Source organism: Candidatus Sordicultor fermentans, assembly GCF_012728195.1.
GTDB lineage: Bacteria > Atribacterota > Atribacteria > Atribacterales > Caldatribacteriaceae > Sordicultor > Sordicultor fermentans.
The window spans coordinates 1-19183 of record NZ_JAAYFP010000175.1 but is presented as its reverse complement, the minus strand read 5'-3'; the positions used below and the strand labels follow the sequence as shown (position 1 = coordinate 19183).

Here is a 19183-nt window from a genome sequence, read left to right as displayed (position 1 = left end):
TACTAAATTAAGCTTGCCATTAGCTCATCATCTGTCTTTTCAAGCTTTTCATACCCCTATGAAATCTCTAAAGTAACTGGTATTTTCTTCAAGAAGTGCTCCTGCAATTTTCCTGCTCGATTTTCTTATAACAAGTCTTGGCTTTAAGACTACCACCTCCTTTTTAATTTTTGCAGCTCCGCTCAATTTGCGAAGAAGTAGCTGAGCAGCAGTAGAGCCGATAGTGTATATTGGTTGAGAAATAGTTGTTAATGGAGGGTCCATAAGAGGAGCCCACTCCAAATCATCAAAGCCAACAATTCCTATTTCCTCTGGAATTTTAATTTTAAGCTCTTTTAAGACTAGAAGCGCTCCTGTCGTCCTTATACTGTTGACTATAAAAATAGCATCTGGAAGAACTGAAAAAGGAAGGATATACAATTAAAGCTGCCTGTGAAGCTCTGGGTATAGCAAGAAGCAGTTATTACGCATCTCGGAAAGAACAGACAACTGAAAAAGCAGAAAGAAAAGTTAAAGAAAAAGATGCAGAGATAATAGAGAAGATAAAAGAAATCAAGACTCTTCATCCTTTCTGGGGATACAGAAGAAAACTCTTGGCTGAGGCACCAGGAAAACATAGTTATCAATGAGAAACGAGTAAGAAGGATTATGAAGGAAGAAAATCTAATGATGGAAGCTAAGAAGTACAAAGCTAAAAGAACTCCCCAGAGGAGAAAGAGAGAGCAGAAAGACCACATGAGATTTGGGGAATAGACATGACTAAATTCATGGTATCTGATTTAGGGTGGGTCTATTTAGTCATAGTAATTGACTGGTATACCAAAAAAATAGTAGGCTGAGTTTGCTCTCGCGGTAGAGCTGAGGAGTGGAAAAGAGCCCTCCATATGGCAGTAAATAGAGAATTTCCCCAGGGGGTAAGAGGAGAGAACTTGAAACTGGTCAACGATAATGGCTCTCAACCCACCAGCAGATCATTTATGAAAGATATGGTGCTTTTGGGAATAGAACAGATCTTTACTTCCTATGATAACCCCAAAGGTAATGCGGAAACAGAGAGGATGATGAGAACCATAAAAGAAGAAGTGATTTGGATTAATGAATTTACCAGCTTAGAAGAAGCCCAAGAGGTTATTGGTCAATGGATAGAAGAAGATTACAACCAATTCTATCCCCATTCTAAACTGGGATATAAATCTCCTCGAGAGTTTGAGAAACAATACTATGAACTTCAAGGAGGGAGAGCTCTTAACCTCTATACTTTTGGAGGGTAAAATATGTCTTGACTTATGGGGCGCATTATAGTTTATTTATTTCTTTCTTTCTTTTTGAGTCATAGGTAATTCCATTTTATTACTAAAGGGACATTTTCACGAGAATTTTAAGGGCGACATTATCACAGAATAACTACAATAACTACATGAGGCATTGACAAAAAGAGTAGGAAGGTCTAGAATTTTGGAAAAGTTCGTTCCCGGGTCGAACAAACAAATAAAATATGGTTACTCTCAGTAGCTCCAAAATTAATGACATACATAAGAAAATGATCTTCCGCTTTATTTGGGAAGAGGGGAAAGTTTCTCGTTCTCAGATCGGAAAAGCCTTTGGTCTCAGCAAATCTACTGTTTCCGGAATTGTTCGAGAGTTGATAGAAGAGGGGCTTATTGTGGAGAGTGGGTGGGGAAACTCTTCTGGAGGAAGAAGATCGGAACTTTTATCCCTCAATCCTTATGGTCCCTTAATTTTAAGTGTTTTTTTGAAAGATGGAGGAGAGGGAGAGGTAGCAGTGATAAATTTATTAGGAACAGTACTAGATAATAGGCATTTCTATCTCTCCTCAAAAGAAGATGCTAAAGAAACAGTAACTAAGATATCTTATTTTCTTCGTTTTTTTCTTTCTTCTTACCCTGAGAATTGTTTTTTGGGTATAGGGTTGGGAGTTCCTGGGATCGTCGATCATAAACAAGGGACAATTTCTTATTCTGCGCATCTAGGATGGAGAGAAGTTCCATTGAGTAAAATGATTATTTCTTGTCTTCCAACAGATCTACCCTTAATAGTTAGTAACCGTACCATAGCCGCTACTTTAGGGGAAATGTGGTTTGGAAAAGGGAAAGAAGCGCAAAATTTTATATGTATTAATAGCGGAGAAGCCGTAGGAGCAGGGATAGTAATCGATGGTCACATTTACCGAGGATTAAGAGATGGAGCGGGGGAAGTAGGGCATGTTGCCCTACTTTCAGGGGAAAAAGTTTGCTCTTGTGGAAAAAGGGGATGCATAGAATCGGCTATATCGCTTTACTCTTTAATGAAAGAGTTGGGAGAAGAATATCAGGGAGAGGCGGCAGCTGCTAGTTTTTTGGGAGAAAAAAAAGATGATCTTAGGATTCAAGAGCTTCTCTATAATGCTTTTTCCTTGATTGGAGAATTATCAGCACTTTTAATTAATGTTCTTGCTCCAGAAAAGATAATTTTAACTGGAGAAATGGCTCGAATCGATCCGGATAATCTCCTTAGATTGGTGAGAAAAAAAGTAGAAGAAAAAGCTTTAGGATTATTGGCTGATGAAGTAAAAATAGAGGTTAGTAACTTGAATAGAGAACAGGAAATTCTTTGGGGAGCAGCCCTGGTAATGGAAAATATTTTTAGTTTGCCTCGTCTAAGTAAAAAGTGAAGTTAATTTGAAGGAGGATTGAAATGGATAAAATTGGTTGTGGAGTAATTGGTGCTGGTACGTGGGGAGAAGCTCACGCTCGAATTTTCTCTAGTGAACCTTATTCTGAACTTATTGCAGTATGTGATCTTGTGGAGGAAAAAGCTCGTCACCTGGCACAAAAGTATGGAGCTAAGCGCTGGTATACTGATATTGAGAAGCTGTTAAAAGACCCCGATATCCAGGCAGTAGGAATTACTACTCCCGATTTTGCCCATCGGGAACCTTTCGTAGCTGCTTGCCAAGCGGGAAAAGATATACTGGTAGAAAAGCCCTTGGCCACTAACAAAGAAGACCTTGAGGCGATGAAGGATGCTTTCCAAAAATCTAGTTCTCGAGTAATGGTAGACTTTCATACTCGCTGGAATCCTCCTATTGTGATAGCCAAAGAGAGCATAGATAAAGGAGAATTAGGTGAGTTAATCTCTATGTATTATCGCTTAAATGATATCGTTTACGTTCCTACTCAAATGTTATCCTGGGCAGAAAAATCTTCCATTCTGTGGTTTTTGGGGAGTCATACTGTAGATACCCTGCGCTTTTTGTCTAATAGTGAAATAACACGGGTTTATTCAGTATCTCGCTCTAAAGTGCTTGTTCAAAAAGGAATCAATGTTCCTGATATTTATCAGAGCATATTAGAATTTGAAAATGGAGTTATTGCTACTATAGAAAATAACTGGATTATCCCTAATACCAACCCCCATTGGAATGATATAAAAATTAATATCTTGGGAAGCAAGGGAATGATCAACATGGACCTTACTAACAATCAAGCTATTGAACGATACTTAGAAGATAAAAGTGATCATCCCGACATTTTAATTATGCCTCTTATTCATGGAAAAGCTAGTGGTTTTGCCCATGAAAGTATTAGAGATTTTGTTAACAGGCTATATGCGAAGCAAGAGTTTATAGCTGGTTTTGAAGATGGTTATCGGGTTAGTATGGTTGTATTTTCTCTTTTATCTTCAGCAGAAAAGAAAATCCCTCAGGAGGTAACCTATGATTGAGGAGGTGATAAAGAGTATAGAAGTAAGCCTTTTCTTCTGACTACTCTGATATCTCTTTTTTTAGGGACTTTGACTGCTTATGGATTGGCTAGATTCAATTTTTCCCGGAAAGAAGATTTAGCCTATTGGATTTTATCGCTTCGTATGCTTCCTCCCATGGCGGTGGTTATTCCTTTTTTCCTCTTGGGTCGATTCCTAGGTTTATTAGATACTCATATTTTACTAGTCATTGTTTATCTAAGCTTCAATATTCCCTTTACTATATGGATGATGAGAGGTTTCATTGAGGATATTCCTAGAGAACTAGAAGAGGCAGCCTGGGTAGATGGTTGCTCTCGCTTTCAAGCTATTTGGCGAATCATATTTCCCCTTGTAGCTCCAGGTTTAGCTGCCACCGCCATTTTTTGTGTAATTCAATCTTGGAACGAGTTTGCCTTAGCCTTCTTTCTCACCAGCTTTAATGCTCGAACTGTTCCTACAATGGTAACCTTTTTTCTCTCAGTTTTAGGAGTGATATGGGGAGAAATGGCAGCAGTAGGAGTTATTGCCACTTTACCGGTTTTAATTTTTGCTATAATCGTTCAGAAGTATCTGGTCCGAGGTCTAACTTTTGGAGCAATAAAAAGCTAATACTATAATACTATACCCCAACAATTGACTCGATGAGGGGGTACCAGGCCCTCTTGCTATCTATGGTGGTTATTTTTTGTTGAATATCTTCATCTAAAGGATGAAGCATAGCAGATTCGGGGATGACAGGCCGGAAGTTATACCGAAGGAGTATTTTCCACTCTTCCCTGTTATCGGGAGAGGACAAACAATCTATTTTTCTCTCTTCTCCTACCAATCTTAAGCTTTTTACTAAAACCTTTTCTTTAGCTTCTTGGTTAATACCGTACCAGTCACTTAAATAGATGATGGGTTCTGAATCTTTGTCAGTGGTAATTTCTCCCTCAGTAATAGTAAGAGTAGCCAGAAGATGGTTATTTTCATCTTGCAAAGATATTAACTTAGTAGGCAGACAAGCAGGTCTTTTCGCTTTTCGCCACATCCATTGTTCCTCGGAAAAGTAAACAAAGCCATTATAGGAAGATAAGTTTTGATTTAGAAATTCTCTCACCCTTTGATGAGGGCTTTCTTTCCCTTCCCGGTCATAGAAAGGTTTTTCTCCTTTTTCTCGCTGTAGATGAAAAATCCTCTTGAAATCAATGTATCCCAATCTCTGGTAGAGATAAAATTGAGGAGATTCGGGAACGGTATAGAGATAGCCCATTCGACATTCTTTTTCTGCCATGATTTTCTCTGCTTCTTTAAGAAGAGCCGAAGCTAAACCTCTTCGACGATAATCAGGGTGAGTCATAACTGTATCGATAATACCCACTGGTGTTAGCTCTCCCTCCAAATAAATGTGGGATAGAGTAAGAAAGAGGCTAGATACCACTTTATCTTCATATAGAAAAAGGAGGATGTTTTCTAAACCTAATCCTGGGCGTTCTATATACCATTCTAAAAAATCTCTGCTAGTTGGTAACACTCCAGGGTAAGCGCCAAAAGAAAGAGAATGGAGATACAAAAGTTCTTCTACGATATTTTTTACCTCTGAACCCCGACTCAATTTATACATAAGTGTCTACCCCCTTGTCATTACTCCGTTTATAAATACGGCTTCTACTTGAAAGTGGTTATCGAATACCACGATATCAGCTATTTTGCCTTTCTCAATACTACCCAGTTCTTTTTCTTTTCCCACCAGCTGAGCAGGGATAAAACTTCCCATCTCGGCCAACTGGGGTAGGGGGATAGAGAATAACTCTTTCAAATTATAAAGCATTTGAGGGAGAAGAAAGGTACTACCGGCTAAAGTTCCTGAAGGTAGGTAAGCCATCCCTTCCCTTACTTCTACTTTTTGTCCACTTAATTCATACACACCTTCTGGCAAGTTACTTACTTTCAGAGCATCGCTTACTATGCAAAGGTGGTCGGGGGCTTTACATTTCAGAGCTATTTTTATTACTTCCGGTTTTACATGAATTTTATCGGCAATAATTTCGGCATATATTTCATCGTTTCCCAGGGCAAAAGCTAAGAGATTGGGTTGGCGATGGTGAAGAGGGTCCATACCGTTGAAAAGGTGAGTTACCATTTTAGCTCCCCTTTCCCAGGCTCGCTTTGAGGTCTCATAATCTGCTTCACTGTGTCCTAAGGAAATCAAAATGCCGTTTTGAGCTAAATATTCGATGGCTTCAAGTGCTCCGGGAAGCTCAGGAGCTATGGTTATTCTTTTAATTACCCCTTCTCCTTTTTGGATTAAGGATTTTATTTCTTCTTCGTGGGGTTTTCTTAAATAGGTAGGGTCATGAGCTCCTCTCCTCCCTAATGATAGATAAGGGCCTTCGAGGTGAAGGCCCAGAACTCGAGCTCCCTCTCTGGAAGCCATTATCTCAGATTTAGTTTCTTCAATAATTTTAAATAAAGTAGCTAAATCAGCAGTTAAAGTGGTGGGAAGAAAGGAAGTAACTCCAAAAGAGGGCAGAAGAGCACTAATTTTCTGAATACTTTTTACTCCACCTTCGGTAACATCCTCTCCTTGGAGGCCATGGAGGTGCAAATCCACAAGACCGGGGAATATGAAACTATCTTTAAAGTCATAAACTACTTCCAGGTCTTCATTCCCTGGATGAGGGAAAATGCCTTCGATACGACTTTCTCTCACCACCACCATTCCAGGAATTACTTCTCCGGGAGTGACAACTTTACCTTTAATTCCCCATCTCATATTTTCACTACCTTGGTCAGGTGTCTTGGGCTATCAGGATTTAATCCTTTATTTTTTGCTCGGTAGTAGCCCAGAAGTTGTAAGAAAGGCAAATATAATACCGGAAGAGAAAAATCATCTAAGGATTCTTCCGGAAATATTATTTCTATTGCGCGAGAAGAGTTAAGGGAGTTTTTTCCTAAGTGGAGAATGGTAGCTCCCAAATCTATCATCTCCATTACTACTTCTTTTTCCCAGGAAAAGGCTCTTTGTGAAGTTAGAGCAATGATTAAAGTTTTTTCATCTACTACTGATTTAGGACCATGTCGAAATTCCAGAAAATGAAAGGTCTCAGTGGGAGTCACACTCATCTCTTTGAGTTTTAGGGAACCTTCCCAGGCGACACCGTGGTAAGGACCATTACCTAAAAATATAAACTTATCAAAGGAAAGGTTAGATGCTAAGTCTTTTATGGCCTTTTCTCCAGATGGGAGATATTTTTCTAAAATTTCAGGGAGAGATGATAGGTTATCAATATTTTTGTTCGGCGGTAAAGACAAAAAGAGAAGAGATAACAGGATGCTTGAAAAAGATTGGGTCATCACTACACTTTCTTCTCGAGCGAAAGGAAGAGCCAGCTCATAATCGGCTACTTTTAAAAGAGAAGAATTTTCTTCGCAACTTATCCCTACAGTTTTCCCTCTGAACTTATCTTTGAAGTGCTGAAGAGCCTTGACTGTCTCTGTAGTTTCTCCTGAGCGAGAAATACCAAAGAGGAGATACTGGTTTTGAGGCAAAAATACTCCCTCGGGAAAAAGAAAAGTTTCCGAAGCAGGCACTCCTTTAGCAGGAACCTGTTTTCCTGCTTGCCAGAAATGACTGGCAACGAGAGAGAGGTTGTAAGAACTTCCGCATCCCGTAAAAACGACATTATCATGTGTTTCTGCTAAAAATTGAGAGAAATAGCTTTCTTTCTCCTGGAGATAATTTAGGGTCTTTCCCCAAGTAGTGGGTTGCCGGAGTATTTCCTGGTGAGTGTAATCCATAATTATTCCTCCTTTTATCCTTCTTGTTCAAGACCATTATATCTCATTTTTTTGTTGATGATGAGTTCAGTTGTAAAAACTTCGGTTCAAAATAAAAATTATGCTACAATGATGAAAGATATGAAAAAATTTACTATTACTGGTAAAATTACCTGGAAAATATTGGGGGCTGTTGTTTGGTTCTTTCTTATTTTTACAAAAGCTGACGCTCAGTCTTATGACTCACTTGCTTTGTATCTGTCTCAAAATGAAGATATCCCTTATTATCTGGCTCAAGCGATAGCTATCTATCCTCACGACCCTCGAGCTTTTACTGAAGGATTAGTTTATGAAAATGGTTTTTTATATGAAAGTACTGGTTTACATGGTGAATCAAGCTTAAGGAAGGTTAACCTTTCTACCGGAGAAATCATCCATTTAGTAGAAATTGAAGACCAATATTTTGGTGAGGGTCTTACTATCGTGGGTTCTACTTTAATTCAACTAACGTGGAAGTCAAGAGTTGCCTTACTTTATCACAAGGATAACTTAGAACCGGAAAAAACCCTCTATTACCCTTATGAGGGATGGGGTGTTACTTATGATGGAAGTCATCTTATTGTAAGTGATGGTTCTAATTTGTTGCGGTTTCTTAATCCTGTGGACTTTTCTTTAATAAGAGAATTGCCTGTTAGCTCAGGGGGAAAACTCATTGACCAGCTTAATGAGTTAGAATACATTAACGGTAAAATTTATGCCAACGTCTGGCATACTGATATTATTGTCATAATAGATTCTCAGGACGGTGAAGTGGTGGGGTGGATCGATGTTAGCCAGCTTGAAGAAAAGAGAAATACAAGGGAAGATGTTCCAAACGGTATTGCTTATGATGCTGAAAATAATCGCTTATTTGTGACTGGTAAGAGATGGTCTCATGTTTATGAGATACAGCTCCCGGAATTGATTAAATAGTTAAGCAGTTTATTACTATGTAAGACAAAAGCATAAAAATACACTGGAGTAAAAGCCTTAGTATTACAAGGCTTTTGCGATTAACTATATAAACTCAATAGCCAAAAAGGTATAAGCTGATTAAAGTGACTATTACTGACAAAAATACAGTCAGGGAAATTTCTTCTCTAAACCAGGAGCAGACTATTGCTGTAGCAATACCTGCTGCGGCCGCAGCAGGATAATTAGGAATAGCAGTTATTGCCCCCGGAAGTATCAATGCTCCCAGAGCAGCAGGAGAAATATATCGGAGAAGTTTCTTAAGTGGTTTAGGAATATTAAGTCGAGAAAAGGCCAGTAAAGGAAGATAACGGGGAATAAAAGTAACTATCATCATTCCTATAATTATTTTAATGTTATTCATTGGTCCTCCTCTTCATCTTCATCTATTATCCAAGCTCCAATGCTTGCGGCTATTAGAATGGCCAGAATTATATTCCACCCCGGAGAAAAAATTTTGAGCCAGGCAAGACATGAATGCGTTAATCCTCCTATTACAGCAGTTATTGCCACCGAGAGAGATCTTTTAGCTTCAGGAACGAGAAGAGCGATGAAAAGAGCGTAAAGTGCCAATCCCATGCTGGCTTGAAGGATAGGGGGTAGTATATTACCAAATAAATAACCGGTGACAGTTCCTCCCACCCAGCTTACATAAGCTGAATATTCAAGGCCTAGGATAAAATCGACTTCTTTAGAGGCATGAGAGGTAGAAAGATATGCGAAAGACTCATCAGTTATGCCAAAACTTAAAAATGGAAGAAGCCATGGCTTTTCTTTTGCGGGCAAAATAGCAGATAGATGTGAACTCATAAGAAAATGGCGGAAGTTCATAATGAAGGTTGCTACAATGATTTGGATTGGCTCTGCACCTCCTTGGATAAGCTGCAGAGCCATAAACTGACTGGCACCGGCAAATACTAAGGCAGAAAAAAGAAATGTTTCCAGGAGAGTCAGGCCTGTTGATTTTGCTAATAACCCAAAAGTCACTGCGACTGGTATGTATCCAATAAAAATAGGGAGAGAAGCAATCATCCCTTCTCTAAACTTTGAGAGTGTATCTTTTCGTTCTGTGGAGTATTCTTCTATATCCTCTTCCATATAACCTGTTCACCTATCGCATTTTCTGAATTTTTCCTAATAATAGAAAATTATTATATCTCAAAAATAAAGAATAGGGTGTCACTTTTGATAATACAAGGGAGAAATTTGCTATTTTCCATCTTACTTTACTATAGCAAAGTAATAAGTATGGGTTCAAAGCGTTCACTGCTGTGGGTATCCCCACGGGAAGGGTAGAATATTGGCCAGAAAGCATTGAAGTGGATGAAAAGGAACATTAACTCTATAAAAGTTACTCAAAAATTATAAGTTAAGGAAGCAGTAAAGTAGTGAAACGGCACTGCTTTTACTATGACGCTTACTGTATCCTTGATCCTTTGCTCTTCTTTTTAGTTAACTTTTATCATCTGGCCAGTAGCAATGCATTCGGCAATCTCTTCCGGGGTCAGTTCTCCTGCTTTTACTTCTCCTAGCTTTTCTCCATTTTCTAACAGCACTATCCGGTCGGCCACTGGACATACGTGATGAACATTGTGAGTAATAAAAATGACCGAAGACCCTTTATTCCGGGCTTCTTGAATATGATTTAATGTGTTTCGTTGTTCCCGAATAGATAGATTACGTAGGGGCTCGTCCAGAATAAGAATTCTGGCTCCAAAATAAGCCGCTCTGCCAATGGCAATGGCTTGTCTTTCGCCTCCAGAGAGAGTTGAAACGAATTCGGTGGGAGAGCGAAGCTCAATTCCTATCTGTTTAAGACCAATCATACACTCACGATTCATCTTTTTTAAATCCAGGATTTCCAGAGGGCCTATTTTTTTGGTAGGTTCTTTGCCCAGGAAAAAGTTTCGAGCTACACTCATTTTCTCTATCAAGGAGAGGTCCTGGTGAACAGTTTCAATCCCCAGTTTGCGGGCTTCCTCAGGGGAATTGATATCTACTTTCTCACCCTGGAAATATATAGTTCCCCCATCGGGCCGATAGACTCCGGACAGGATCTTAATTAAAGTAGATTTACCCGCTCCATTGTCTCCTAAAAGTCCTACTACTTCCTGGTCGTAAACCTCAAAATCTACCCCCTTTAGGGCTCTAACCTTTCCAAACCTTTTTTGAATATTCTCCATTCTTACTAATGGCTGTTTCGGATTCATCTCTCCACCTCTTTATTCTCCCAGAATGGTACTTCTCAGCTTTAAATTTACCACGGCGGCTATAACCAAAATTATTCCCACAAAGGCGTTGTACCAATAGCTGGGGACACCTGCCATAACTAAACCAGTTCGAACCATCCCCATAATGCCTGCACCTAAGGCTGCTCCTATGATTGAACCATAGCCTCCGGTCATAAGAGTACCTCCAATTACTGAAGCTGCGATTGCTTCCAGCTCCATCCCCTGGCCAAAAGAGACGTTAGCCAAGCTAAATCGGCTAATGGCAATCACCCCTGATAAACCGGCTAAAACAGATGAAATCATAAAGCAGGCAGTTTTTACCTGGTTTACATTAACTCCCATAGTATAGGCAGCTAATTTCTTTCCCCCCGTGGCAAATACCCGGTTACCAAATACGGTGTGATTGAGAATAAAGGAAAAAACGACTACTATAGCTATAAACCAGAAATGGGATGGTCTAAATCTATAGGCCATAATTCCGGTTAACAAGCTGGGAACCAAGCTATCTCCAGCATAGGAAATAGAGCGTCCGCCAGTGATTCCCAGAAGAATCCCCCGCAAGAACATCATCATCCCCAGGGTAGCAATAAAAGAAGGAATACCTCCTCTCAATACTACTCGACTGTTGACAAATCCTATTAATAGGGAAACCAACAAGGCAACGATGAAGGCTAACAGGGAACCGAGAGGGAAGGTGAAAATGTTAGCTAAAGTAACAAAGACAAAACCAGCTGTGGCGTATGCACTACTGACGGAAAGATCTATTTCTCCTCCAATCATTAAGAAAGATATACCGACTGTCATAATACCTAATTCAGCTATAATGGTTAAAAGAGAAGTGATGTTTCGAAGAGAAAAAAATCGAGGAGCACAAATGGCAAAAAAAATAAAAAGGGCTAAAAAGGCTATTAATGCCCCGAATTCTGGAATTTTCCTCAATTCTTCAAAAGTCCATTTAGAACGGATGCCTTCATTTTGATGATGTGCTATTTCCTGGTTTTGTATAATTAACATTGTAGTTACCTCCTAGCCAGGTTGGGCGGGACCAGATGATCCCGCCACTTAGGTCTCTTACCGATAACCTTGTTTTGATAACTCCATTAGTTGAGGCACATTCTCAGCAGTAATAACTCCTGGTCCGGTAGAAACTGGTGCTGGTGGAGGAGTAAAACCATATTTAGCATGAAGGTAAGCAAATTCTACTCCTAAATAACCTTGCAAATATTGCTGCTGGTCAAGGGTGAACATTACCTGTCCTTCCTGAATATACTCCAGAACTTTTTCAGACATATCCATGGAGGCAATTTTTACTTCATTTCCTACATCTATTCCTTCATCTAGAAGTCGAGTTACAATAGCTTCAGTGCGGAGAGTATTAGTGCTAAAGATAACCTCGGTGTCGGGATGAGCGACGAGGTAAGCTAAGGTAATTTCAGCTCCTTGAACGGCATCGGCTGTAATATCAAGTGCTTCGGCCGGAATATCATTTTTCCCCAGCGTGTCAATGAATCCCTGACCTCTCAATTCGATATTACGAGCTCCGGGATGATGGTTGACAAACAGTGCTCGCTTGGGGGTAAATCGTTTTAGGGTTTCTTCAGCTGCTACCACTCCTATATGGTAAGAATCTTCTCCCACATAGGTTAAGACCGGGATCCGGTTTTCCGGTGGTTCGCGTAAGTCAGGAGCATTAATGGCAATTACCGGGAGTCCGTCAGCGATAGCAGTACGTAATACCTCATCCATTGCGTCAGGTTCGGTTAAGGTGCACACTAAGACATCTGGTTTACTGGCAACAGCAGCCTCAATATCAGCTATAAACTCGGTGAAATTGTATTCCGAGGGGCCAGTGTAGGTGACTTCCAGATCAGAATGGTTGGTAGCCGCATCCATTACTCCCTTTTCTACCCGTTTCCAAAAAGGATCAGCTATCCCTCCATGCACCACTACCCATACGTTAACCTCTTCTTCTTGGGCTAAACCAACTCCCAGAAGAAGAGTGGATAACAAAACTACCGTTAAAGCTAAAAGTAACTTTTTGCCAAATCTCATTTTTTAACCCTCCAATTAATTAAAAATTAGTCATCTCCAGCTTTTTAAGAAGCAATTCACCTGAACTAATCTTATCTTGCTTCTTCCAATTGTAACAACTTTATTTAACTCAAACAATTTTTGTCACATCACCTCCTTTTTATCAATTGGGGATGGCTTTTGTGTTGCGAGTTTATTTCTCAAAATTAGGCCGTTAAAATTTCTACCCCCCTTTTTTTGGAACCGTTTTCTAATTATAAAATAGTTTATAAGATTTGACAAGTAACTCGTTTTAAAAATATTATTCTGCAACTGATTTTCTATTAAAGTTCTACTGGAATCTTTATGATTTGCTATTGACAAACTGGTAAAAATACCTTACTCTGAAACCGGTTTTTATAATTGGTTCGATTCTAAAAAAACTAAGCCAGGAGTTATCATTTTGGGATAACCTTTTATCTCTGTTTTTTTAAACTTAAGAATTAAGAAATTAGCTAGCTTATCAAGGAAACGATTGAAAAACCCAAAGGACAAATAAAAGGTAAAAAGGGGTGACCGAAAAAGTGGAAGAAATTAACATAGGGATAATTGGTGTGGGCAGGATTGGACGACTTCATGCTCGTAATTTAAAATATCTAATCCCGGGAGCAAAAGTATTAGGAGTGGCGGATATACTGGAGGAAAGTGCGCGCGAAGTGGCTTCTCAGTTAGAGATTCCTATGGCAGAAAAGGATTATCGAGCTTTGCTCGATAATGATGACATTGATGCGGTAGTAATCTGTTCTTCTACTGATACCCATGCTCAAATAATCTCTGAAGCTGCTCAAGCAGGAAAACATATATTTTGTGAAAAACCCATTGCTTTGGAGCTGGATAAAATTGATCAGGCTTTAGCTGCGGTTAAAAAAGCTGGAGTTAAGCTACAGGTCGGTTTTAACCGCCGCTTTGATCCCAGCTTCAAAAAAGCCAAAGAGCTTGTGGCTAAAGGGGTGATTGGAGTACCTCATTTAGTGAGAATAACCAGCAGAGACCCTGAGCCACCTCCCATTAATTATGTTAAAGTATCGGGAGGAATATTTTTAGACATGACTATCCACGATTTTGATATGGCTCGCTACCTTTTGGGCCAAGAAGTAGTAGAGCTTATGGCAGTTGGCAGTTGCTTAGTTGACCCGGCAATTGGAGAGGCAGGAGATATCGATACTGCGATAGTTATATTGAAATATGAAAAAGGCGCCTGGGGAACAATTGATAATAGTCGAAAGGCAGTTTATGGCTATGACCAGCGGGTAGAAATCTTTGGCCCAGAGGGTTGCGTAACAGTAGGAAACCCAAGGCAAACCGAAGTGGCTATTAATGGTCCTGAAGATACCAGAACTGATAAACCACTGTTCTTCTTCGTGGAAAGATATCAAGAAGCATATTTAGCGGAAATGCAAGAGTTTATTAAATGTATCCAGGAGGATCGAGAACCCCCAGTAGATGGGTTAGACGGCAAAGTTGCAGTAGAAATGGGATATGCGGCTAAAGAGTCTCTAATTAAGGGAAGTTTTATAAAATTACAATAAATTGATTTAAATAAGGAAAATTTAAACTATATAGGGAGTGATGTAAGATGGCTAACAAAAAAGATGACCGGTGGCTTACTACAGAGTATCCTCAAATAGTATTTGAGAATACTCAAGTAGGCCGGTTAAAGAAGGAGATATTTGATGCCCCGATGAGTAAGATTGAAGAGATTCTAAAGGAATATGAAATTCCTTCTCCACCAGAATTGGGAAAAGCGGGTAGCTATATTCAGACTACTCCCCGCCGGCATGTCATCGAAAATCGCCGTAAAAATGATATTGTCTTGGTTCCAGTTGGCTGTACCGAGTGTCATGGTGATTATGCCAATAGTGGCTTAGATACTTTTATGGTAACTCAGATTTGTGAAGGAGTCCGTCGCTACACTGCAAAAAAAGGAGCACCGGTCAATCTGGCCCTGCCTCCTTTAAACTATGGGGGGCATCCTTATCATCACTTTGGAATGGCTGGTACTATTATTATGCCTGAGGATGTAGTTCGAGAAACAGTGATCAATGTTATGTTAGGTCTTTGGAATGATGGCTTCCGAAAGCAAATTTGGATTAACAACCATGGACAGCTATGGATACTGGAATCAGGCCTTCAAGAATTTTTCAAACGTTATCAACTACCTGCCATTATAAGAGTAACTGATTGGCACCGAGCGGTAAGAGAATTCTTCACTCCTATTGATCGAGAGGATAGTCTCACCACTGATTTTGTTCATGCTGACGAGGCAGAAGCTTCGGTTGCCCAATTACTATTCCCGGAAATGTTAGATATGAAGTACGCAGTTGACGCTGAAGGAGAACCTTTATTGCCCGGTGGTCATTTTGATACTTCAGTTGACCCTTATCGTCGTCCTCAGATGTGGCAGCAAGGAGAGGGACATTCCGCAATTGAGCGAGCAGCTACTCCCGAAGGAGTAGTAGGCCATCCTACTCGAGCCAGTGCAGAAAAAGCTAAACGCCCCATTGCAGCTATTTTGAAATATTTAACTTTAGTTCATGATGAAATTTTAGAAACCTATCCTGCGGGTAAGTTACCACCAGTAGAAAAGATTAGTTTACGTGATCCTAAAGAAATGGAGCCTTTTTTGAGAGAACCAATGAGTGAAGGATGGAAATCAGTTTACGAACTGCCTTACATTGGACAGATAAATAGCCTATAGAACACATAACCGGGATAAGAGGGTAGCGATTAACTGCTTTTATCCCGGTTATGTGTTCAAAAGCGGAAGCGGCTAAAATTTTTTAACTCAGTAGTTCCCGCATTTTCTGATAACAAACTTTGGTTACTTGCTCTGGTTCCCACTCCCAATAAGTGGGGTTAAAAAGCTCGATAGAATAGACTCCTTTATACCCTATGTCCTTTAATTTTTGGGTGATATCTTTTAGAGGTATTACCCCATTTCCCGGCATCTCTCGATTAGCATCTTTTAGCTGAGTTTTAGGGAGGTTTTCAGCATCGGCAATATGTACTAAAAAGATTTTTTCAGGATTAATTTTTTCTATCACCGAGAGAGGCTCATCGCTTAGATAAAAGTGAAAAGTATCTATTATCATACCTATCCGGTCGTTATTCAGTTCTTCCACTATTTCATTGCAAAAGGAAAGTGTATTTACTGAGGCATCAACAAATCCTAAAAATTCAAAAGCAATTTTTACTCCGTAGGAACGAGATAGCTCTTCCAATTTCTTGAGTACCATCTGGGCATTTTCTTTAATTTCTTTCTTAGTAGGCCTCGAACTTTCTAAGAAACTTGGTACGGCAATTAATATAGGGCAGTGAAGGGCAGAAGCGTACTGGCAGAGCACATCAGCTCTTTTTAATATCTCTTCAAAGCCGGTTTCATCTCGTAGGGTTGCTTTTTCCAGAGAATTCACAGCTATTGGTTGGATGTGGAGCTCTTGAAAAGAGTGGTCAATTTCTTCCAGGCTCTTAGTTTTTAATAGCTCTTCAAGTTTATTATCTCTCAACTCTAAATAATCAAAACCAGCTTTGCTACTGGCCTCAGCATCTTCAATTAAGCCGGCTTTCATGGTGGTAGCTCCATTAAATCCTAGTTTCATAGTAGCTTCTCCTTTCCCATTTATAACTATCAAAGTCATGTTTCTTCTTTAAGCCGATTAAGCCGATCCCGTTGGGTAATATTTATTTTTGAGTAATTCTTCTACTTCTGCTAAATTCTTTTGAAAAGGTCCTTCATTCTCCATCTTCAAACTTGTTATTGCTGCAGCCCAGATAATGGCCTGGGGAGGAGGGGTCGTCAATCTTCGTGCCATATAGGCTGCAATACAGGTATCTCCTCGTCCGCTCCTGCCCACTAGTTTTTTGGGGTAAAATTCAGCCTCGTAATAGTTATTATTGGCGTATAGTAAAACCCCATTTTGGTGAGTAATCAACACCTCATCAGGTCCTAGCTCGGATAATTTCCGGGCAGCGATTTTTATATCTTTTTCTCCCGTAAGCATTTCAGATTCAACAGCATCTGCTTTAAGTACATCAACATACATCAATACATGTTCTTTTTCTGGCCAATTATCATAAACCAGCTTGCCGCCGTGATTTACCCGCATAAAACCCTGCACGTCTACTGAAATAAGCGCGTTTTTCTCACGTATTTTTTCTATAACTTCTAATGGAATTTCGCCACGAACAGAAGCACCAATAATAAAAGCTCTTGCTGAAACACCTTCTACATCTGTAGGGGAGAATGGTCCAGCAAAGCTTGTGATAGATAAAATGCGCTCGTCAACATTATTTGTCGGATACTCTATAGTCAAGCAGGTTGAATGTTCAGAAGGAGTCAAAAATACGTCTACTCCTAAATCCTTGAGCTTGTCTACGACATGATAATCCTCTGGAGCAAGGCGAGTAATTGCAGCTACTTTTAATCCCATGCGAATGGCCACATGGGAACCATAATTAAATGCACCACCATCTACAACTCTTTTCCCTGCCGGGGAAATGATTGTATCTTTTGTATAATGACCTATGAAAGCAATATCATAATCCAATATGCTATTCATTCTCTAATAAACTCCTAATTTAATCTTGATTTGCGTGTTTTATTGACCAAAGAGATTGATTCCGAAAGATTCAAATCTAAGACCTACCTCACCTGATAATATTGGTTTCTGGTAAGGATCGTGGTCGTCAACAATTATGTCTTGGCTCCCGATATCCACCCAGTACCTTACAACAGAACCTAAAAAGTTATGTATTTTTATCTTTCCCTTGATTAGGTCATTAGCTTCTTCCACAGGGTAAATTCTTATGCTTTCTGGTCTGATGCTTAGAATCATATTTTCTTTTATGTCTGAGGCTGAATATCTGTTTTCTACTTCTATGGTTTTATCAACTACTTTTACAATCATGTAGTCCTTTTCGACTTTTTCAACTTTAACGGGAATGAAATTGTTTAACCCAACAAAATCAGCTACGAATTTGTTTTTGGGGCTGAAATAAAGCTCCCACGGTGAATCAAACTGCTGCAGTACGCCTTCATCTAATATAGCTATATAGTCAGAAATTGATAAGGCCTCTTCCTGGTCGTGCGTTACATAAATAGTAGTTAAGCCTAATTTCTTCTGTATTTCTCTCAACTCAGAACGAACCTTTACTCTCAATTTCGCATCCAGATTTGATAAAGGCTCATCCATTAAAAGAACCTCCGGTTCCATGACTAAAGAACGAGCGAGTGCAACCCGCTGTTGTTGGCCTCCAGATAAAAACTTAGGAAATCTATCTGCTACAGAAGTAAGATCCATAAACTCCAGCATATAGTCCACCCTTTTTTTAAGTTCCGCTTCAGGCAATTTTTTGAGCTTAAGCCCATAGGATATATTATCCCTGACTGTCATATGAGGAAAGAGTGCATACTCTTGAAACACCATTGAAGTGTTTCTCTTATGAGGCGGGATGCCTCTTTGAGAGACACCAGAAATAATAATGTCTCCTTCGGTGGGATTTACAAAACCAGAAATCATTCTTAAAGTAGTCGTTTTTCCACAACCAGAAGGTCCCAAAAGGCAAGTAAAACTTCCTTTTTTAATTTTGAGATTTAAATTTTTTACCGCATAATATTCTCCATATTTTTTACTCAGACCAATCAGTTCAACGTGAACTTCATCATTAATATTTTTGACCTTTTTTTCTTCCAGTTCTGTACCTATGCTCATGTGATTTCAGTCCTCCTTTCAAAAATCAAATAATTTCTTTTCCTTCCCACCGATTGTTTCAAACAATAATGTTGTCAGGATTGTTATTCCGATAAGAATTGTTGCCATCGCTGCCGCTTGTCCCCAGTATCCATGTTCTGATAGCCCTAAAATTGAGGTTGTAGCAATATTTGTTCCTGGTGAAACCAGAAATATTGCCGCAGAAACAGTAGTCATAGATTTAATGAATGTATAAACTATAGTTACTGAAAAGGCCGATTTAAGCAAGGGGAGTATTATGTCTTTGAATACTTGTAAAGTATTTGCCCCTAAATTTGCTGCACTTTCTTCTATTGACTCATCGATCTGGTGTAGCACTGCTAAACCGTTTCTGTAACCAAATGGTATATTTCTTACAATCATGCTCAAAATTACTATTGCCGCTGTGCCTGTTAATAACAGAGGTTTCCGATTGAAGGCTAATATGTAGGCGATACCAACCATAGTACCAGGTAAAGCACCTGGCAATACGGCAATTAAGTCAAGCGCGTTTCTGCCCCAAAATTTCTTACGATAAATTATATAAGATGCAAAAGTAGCAAGTAGTGCAGTTCCTAATGCAGCTAAAAGCGAAAAATAAAGTGAGTTCCAGATATCTTTCATTTTTGATAAAAATGT

20 protein-coding genes are annotated in these 19183 nt (G+C 39.4%); 7 read left to right on the top strand and 13 right to left on the bottom strand.

Annotation, left to right across the window (positions count from 1 at the left end):
* Positions 1-48: 48 nt before the first annotated feature.
* The gene (locus tag GXZ17_RS08980) at positions 49-420 is read right to left on the bottom strand and encodes a substrate-binding domain-containing protein (protein ID WP_409376949.1); all 372 of its coding nucleotides are present in this window, start codon (positions 418-420) and stop codon (positions 49-51) included.
* A 464-nt stretch (positions 421-884) separates the two neighbouring features.
* On the opposite strand from GXZ17_RS08980, the gene GXZ17_RS08975 reads away from it, so the two are divergent.
* From GXZ17_RS08975 to GXZ17_RS08960, 4 genes are all read left to right on the top strand, one after another.
* Entirely contained in the window at positions 885-1271 is a 387-nt protein-coding gene (locus tag GXZ17_RS08975; RefSeq protein ID WP_409376948.1) for a transposase, read from the top strand.
* Positions 1272-1495: 224 nt separating this feature from the next.
* Entirely contained in the window at positions 1496-2671 is a 1176-nt protein-coding gene (locus GXZ17_RS08970; RefSeq protein ID WP_409376947.1) for an ROK family protein, read from the top strand.
* Between the two features lie 23 nt (positions 2672-2694).
* On the top strand, positions 2695-3723 hold the full coding sequence (locus GXZ17_RS08965; RefSeq protein WP_409376946.1) for a Gfo/Idh/MocA family protein: 1029 nt from the start codon (positions 2695-2697) through the stop codon (positions 3721-3723).
* A gap of 69 nt (positions 3724-3792) precedes the next feature.
* A complete protein-coding gene (locus tag GXZ17_RS08960) occupies positions 3793-4353 on the top strand; it encodes a carbohydrate ABC transporter permease (RefSeq protein WP_409376945.1) in 561 nt (186 codons plus the stop codon).
* A 10-nt stretch (positions 4354-4363) separates the two neighbouring features.
* On the opposite strand, the gene GXZ17_RS08955 is transcribed toward GXZ17_RS08960, so the two are convergent.
* From GXZ17_RS08955 to GXZ17_RS08945, 3 genes are read right to left on the bottom strand one after another with little or no spacing between them, the layout of a single operon-like run.
* Positions 4364-5347: a GNAT family N-acetyltransferase gene (locus GXZ17_RS08955; protein ID WP_409376944.1), complete on the bottom strand. Its 984-nt coding sequence runs from the start codon at positions 5345-5347 to the stop codon at positions 4364-4366.
* 6 nt (positions 5348-5353) lie between these two features.
* Positions 5354-6499 carry an N-acetylglucosamine-6-phosphate deacetylase gene (gene nagA, locus GXZ17_RS08950; protein WP_409376943.1) on the bottom strand — a complete coding sequence of 382 codons (1146 nt, stop codon included), beginning with the start codon at positions 6497-6499 and terminating at the stop codon, positions 5354-5356.
* On the bottom strand, positions 6496-7524 hold the full coding sequence (locus GXZ17_RS08945; protein WP_409376942.1) for an SIS domain-containing protein: 1029 nt from the start codon (positions 7522-7524) through the stop codon (positions 6496-6498). Before GXZ17_RS08945 ends, nagA begins: the two co-directional genes overlap by 4 nt.
* A gap of 120 nt (positions 7525-7644) precedes the next feature.
* Here GXZ17_RS08945 and GXZ17_RS08940 point away from each other — a divergent pair, with 120 nt between their 5' ends.
* Positions 7645-8475, top strand: a complete 831-nt coding sequence (locus GXZ17_RS08940) for a glutaminyl-peptide cyclotransferase (protein WP_409376941.1) — start codon at positions 7645-7647, stop codon at positions 8473-8475.
* Between the two features lie 94 nt (positions 8476-8569).
* Here GXZ17_RS08940 and GXZ17_RS08935 read toward each other — a convergent pair whose 3' ends face one another.
* The 5 genes from GXZ17_RS08935 to GXZ17_RS08915 all read right to left on the bottom strand — a co-directional run bounded on the left by GXZ17_RS08935 (position 8570) and on the right by GXZ17_RS08915 (position 12797).
* A complete protein-coding gene (locus GXZ17_RS08935) occupies positions 8570-8878 on the bottom strand; it encodes an AzlD domain-containing protein (RefSeq protein ID WP_409376940.1) in 309 nt (102 codons plus the stop codon).
* Positions 8875-9612 (bottom strand): AzlC family ABC transporter permease, encoded by a 738-nt coding sequence (locus GXZ17_RS08930; protein ID WP_409376939.1) that lies wholly within the window; start codon positions 9610-9612, stop codon positions 8875-8877. Before GXZ17_RS08930 ends, GXZ17_RS08935 begins: the two co-directional genes overlap by 4 nt.
* A gap of 350 nt (positions 9613-9962) precedes the next feature.
* Positions 9963-10724 carry an ATP-binding cassette domain-containing protein gene (locus GXZ17_RS08925; protein WP_409376938.1) on the bottom strand — a complete coding sequence of 254 codons (762 nt, stop codon included), beginning with the start codon at positions 10722-10724 and terminating at the stop codon, positions 9963-9965.
* A gap of 12 nt (positions 10725-10736) precedes the next feature.
* Entirely contained in the window at positions 10737-11759 is a 1023-nt protein-coding gene (locus GXZ17_RS08920) for an ABC transporter permease (RefSeq protein ID WP_409376937.1), read from the bottom strand.
* Positions 11760-11816: 57 nt separating this feature from the next.
* On the bottom strand, positions 11817-12797 hold the full coding sequence (locus tag GXZ17_RS08915) for a sugar ABC transporter substrate-binding protein (RefSeq protein ID WP_409376936.1): 981 nt from the start codon (positions 12795-12797) through the stop codon (positions 11817-11819).
* Between the two features lie 542 nt (positions 12798-13339).
* On the opposite strand from GXZ17_RS08915, the gene iolG reads away from it, so the two are divergent.
* Together iolG and iolN are read left to right on the top strand one after the other, a co-directional pair.
* The gene (iolG, locus tag GXZ17_RS08910; RefSeq protein ID WP_409376935.1) at positions 13340-14344 is read left to right on the top strand and encodes an inositol 2-dehydrogenase; all 1005 of its coding nucleotides are present in this window, start codon (positions 13340-13342) and stop codon (positions 14342-14344) included.
* Between the two features lie 47 nt (positions 14345-14391).
* Positions 14392-15513, top strand: coding sequence for a 3-dehydro-scyllo-inosose hydrolase (gene iolN, locus GXZ17_RS08905; protein ID WP_409376934.1), 1122 nt, complete (start codon positions 14392-14394; stop codon positions 15511-15513).
* Between the two features lie 82 nt (positions 15514-15595).
* On the opposite strand, the gene GXZ17_RS08900 is transcribed toward iolN, so the two are convergent.
* The 4 genes from GXZ17_RS08900 to GXZ17_RS08885 form a co-directional block, all read right to left on the bottom strand.
* Positions 15596-16414: a sugar phosphate isomerase/epimerase family protein gene (locus tag GXZ17_RS08900; protein WP_409376933.1), complete on the bottom strand. Its 819-nt coding sequence runs from the start codon at positions 16412-16414 to the stop codon at positions 15596-15598.
* Between the two features lie 57 nt (positions 16415-16471).
* The gene (locus GXZ17_RS08895) at positions 16472-17374 is read right to left on the bottom strand and encodes a PfkB family carbohydrate kinase (RefSeq protein ID WP_409376932.1); all 903 of its coding nucleotides are present in this window, start codon (positions 17372-17374) and stop codon (positions 16472-16474) included.
* A gap of 39 nt (positions 17375-17413) precedes the next feature.
* A complete protein-coding gene (locus GXZ17_RS08890; RefSeq protein WP_409376931.1) occupies positions 17414-18526 on the bottom strand; it encodes an ABC transporter ATP-binding protein in 1113 nt (370 codons plus the stop codon).
* 18 nt (positions 18527-18544) lie between these two features.
* On the bottom strand, positions 18545-19183 hold a 639-nt coding region (locus tag GXZ17_RS08885; protein ID WP_409376930.1), incomplete at its 5' end, for an ABC transporter permease.

Excerpts from the sequence above, each read along its gene's own strand:
- GXZ17_RS08920 (WP_409376937.1), bottom strand. The coding sequence starts at position 11,759 with ATGTTAATTATACAAAACCAGGAAATAGCACATCATCAAAATGAAGGC.
- GXZ17_RS08930 (WP_409376939.1), bottom strand. The coding sequence starts at position 9,612 with ATGGAAGAGGATATAGAAGAATACTCCACAGAACGAAAAGATACACTC.
- GXZ17_RS08955 (WP_409376944.1), bottom strand. The coding sequence starts at position 5,347 with ATGTATAAATTGAGTCGGGGTTCAGAGGTAAAAAATATCGTAGAAGAA.
- GXZ17_RS08935 (WP_409376940.1), bottom strand. The coding sequence starts at position 8,878 with ATGAATAACATTAAAATAATTATAGGAATGATGATAGTTACTTTTATT.
- GXZ17_RS08970 (WP_409376947.1), top strand. The coding sequence starts at position 1,496 with ATGGTTACTCTCAGTAGCTCCAAAATTAATGACATACATAAGAAAATG.
- GXZ17_RS08965 (WP_409376946.1), top strand. The coding sequence starts at position 2,695 with ATGGATAAAATTGGTTGTGGAGTAATTGGTGCTGGTACGTGGGGAGAA.
- GXZ17_RS08940 (WP_409376941.1), top strand. The coding sequence starts at position 7,645 with ATGAAAAAATTTACTATTACTGGTAAAATTACCTGGAAAATATTGGGG.
- GXZ17_RS08890 (WP_409376931.1), bottom strand. The coding sequence starts at position 18,526 with ATGAGCATAGGTACAGAACTGGAAGAAAAAAAGGTCAAAAATATTAAT.
- GXZ17_RS08925 (WP_409376938.1), bottom strand. The coding sequence starts at position 10,724 with ATGAATCCGAAACAGCCATTAGTAAGAATGGAGAATATTCAAAAAAGG.
- nagA (WP_409376943.1), bottom strand. The coding sequence starts at position 6,499 with ATGAGATGGGGAATTAAAGGTAAAGTTGTCACTCCCGGAGAAGTAATT.
- GXZ17_RS08900 (WP_409376933.1), bottom strand. The coding sequence starts at position 16,414 with ATGAAACTAGGATTTAATGGAGCTACCACCATGAAAGCCGGCTTAATT.
- GXZ17_RS08945 (WP_409376942.1), bottom strand. The coding sequence starts at position 7,524 with ATGGATTACACTCACCAGGAAATACTCCGGCAACCCACTACTTGGGGA.
- iolN (WP_409376934.1), top strand. The coding sequence starts at position 14,392 with ATGGCTAACAAAAAAGATGACCGGTGGCTTACTACAGAGTATCCTCAA.
- GXZ17_RS08915 (WP_409376936.1), bottom strand. The coding sequence starts at position 12,797 with ATGAGATTTGGCAAAAAGTTACTTTTAGCTTTAACGGTAGTTTTGTTA.
- GXZ17_RS08895 (WP_409376932.1), bottom strand. The coding sequence starts at position 17,374 with ATGAATAGCATATTGGATTATGATATTGCTTTCATAGGTCATTATACA.
- GXZ17_RS08975 (WP_409376948.1), top strand. The coding sequence starts at position 885 with ATGGCAGTAAATAGAGAATTTCCCCAGGGGGTAAGAGGAGAGAACTTG.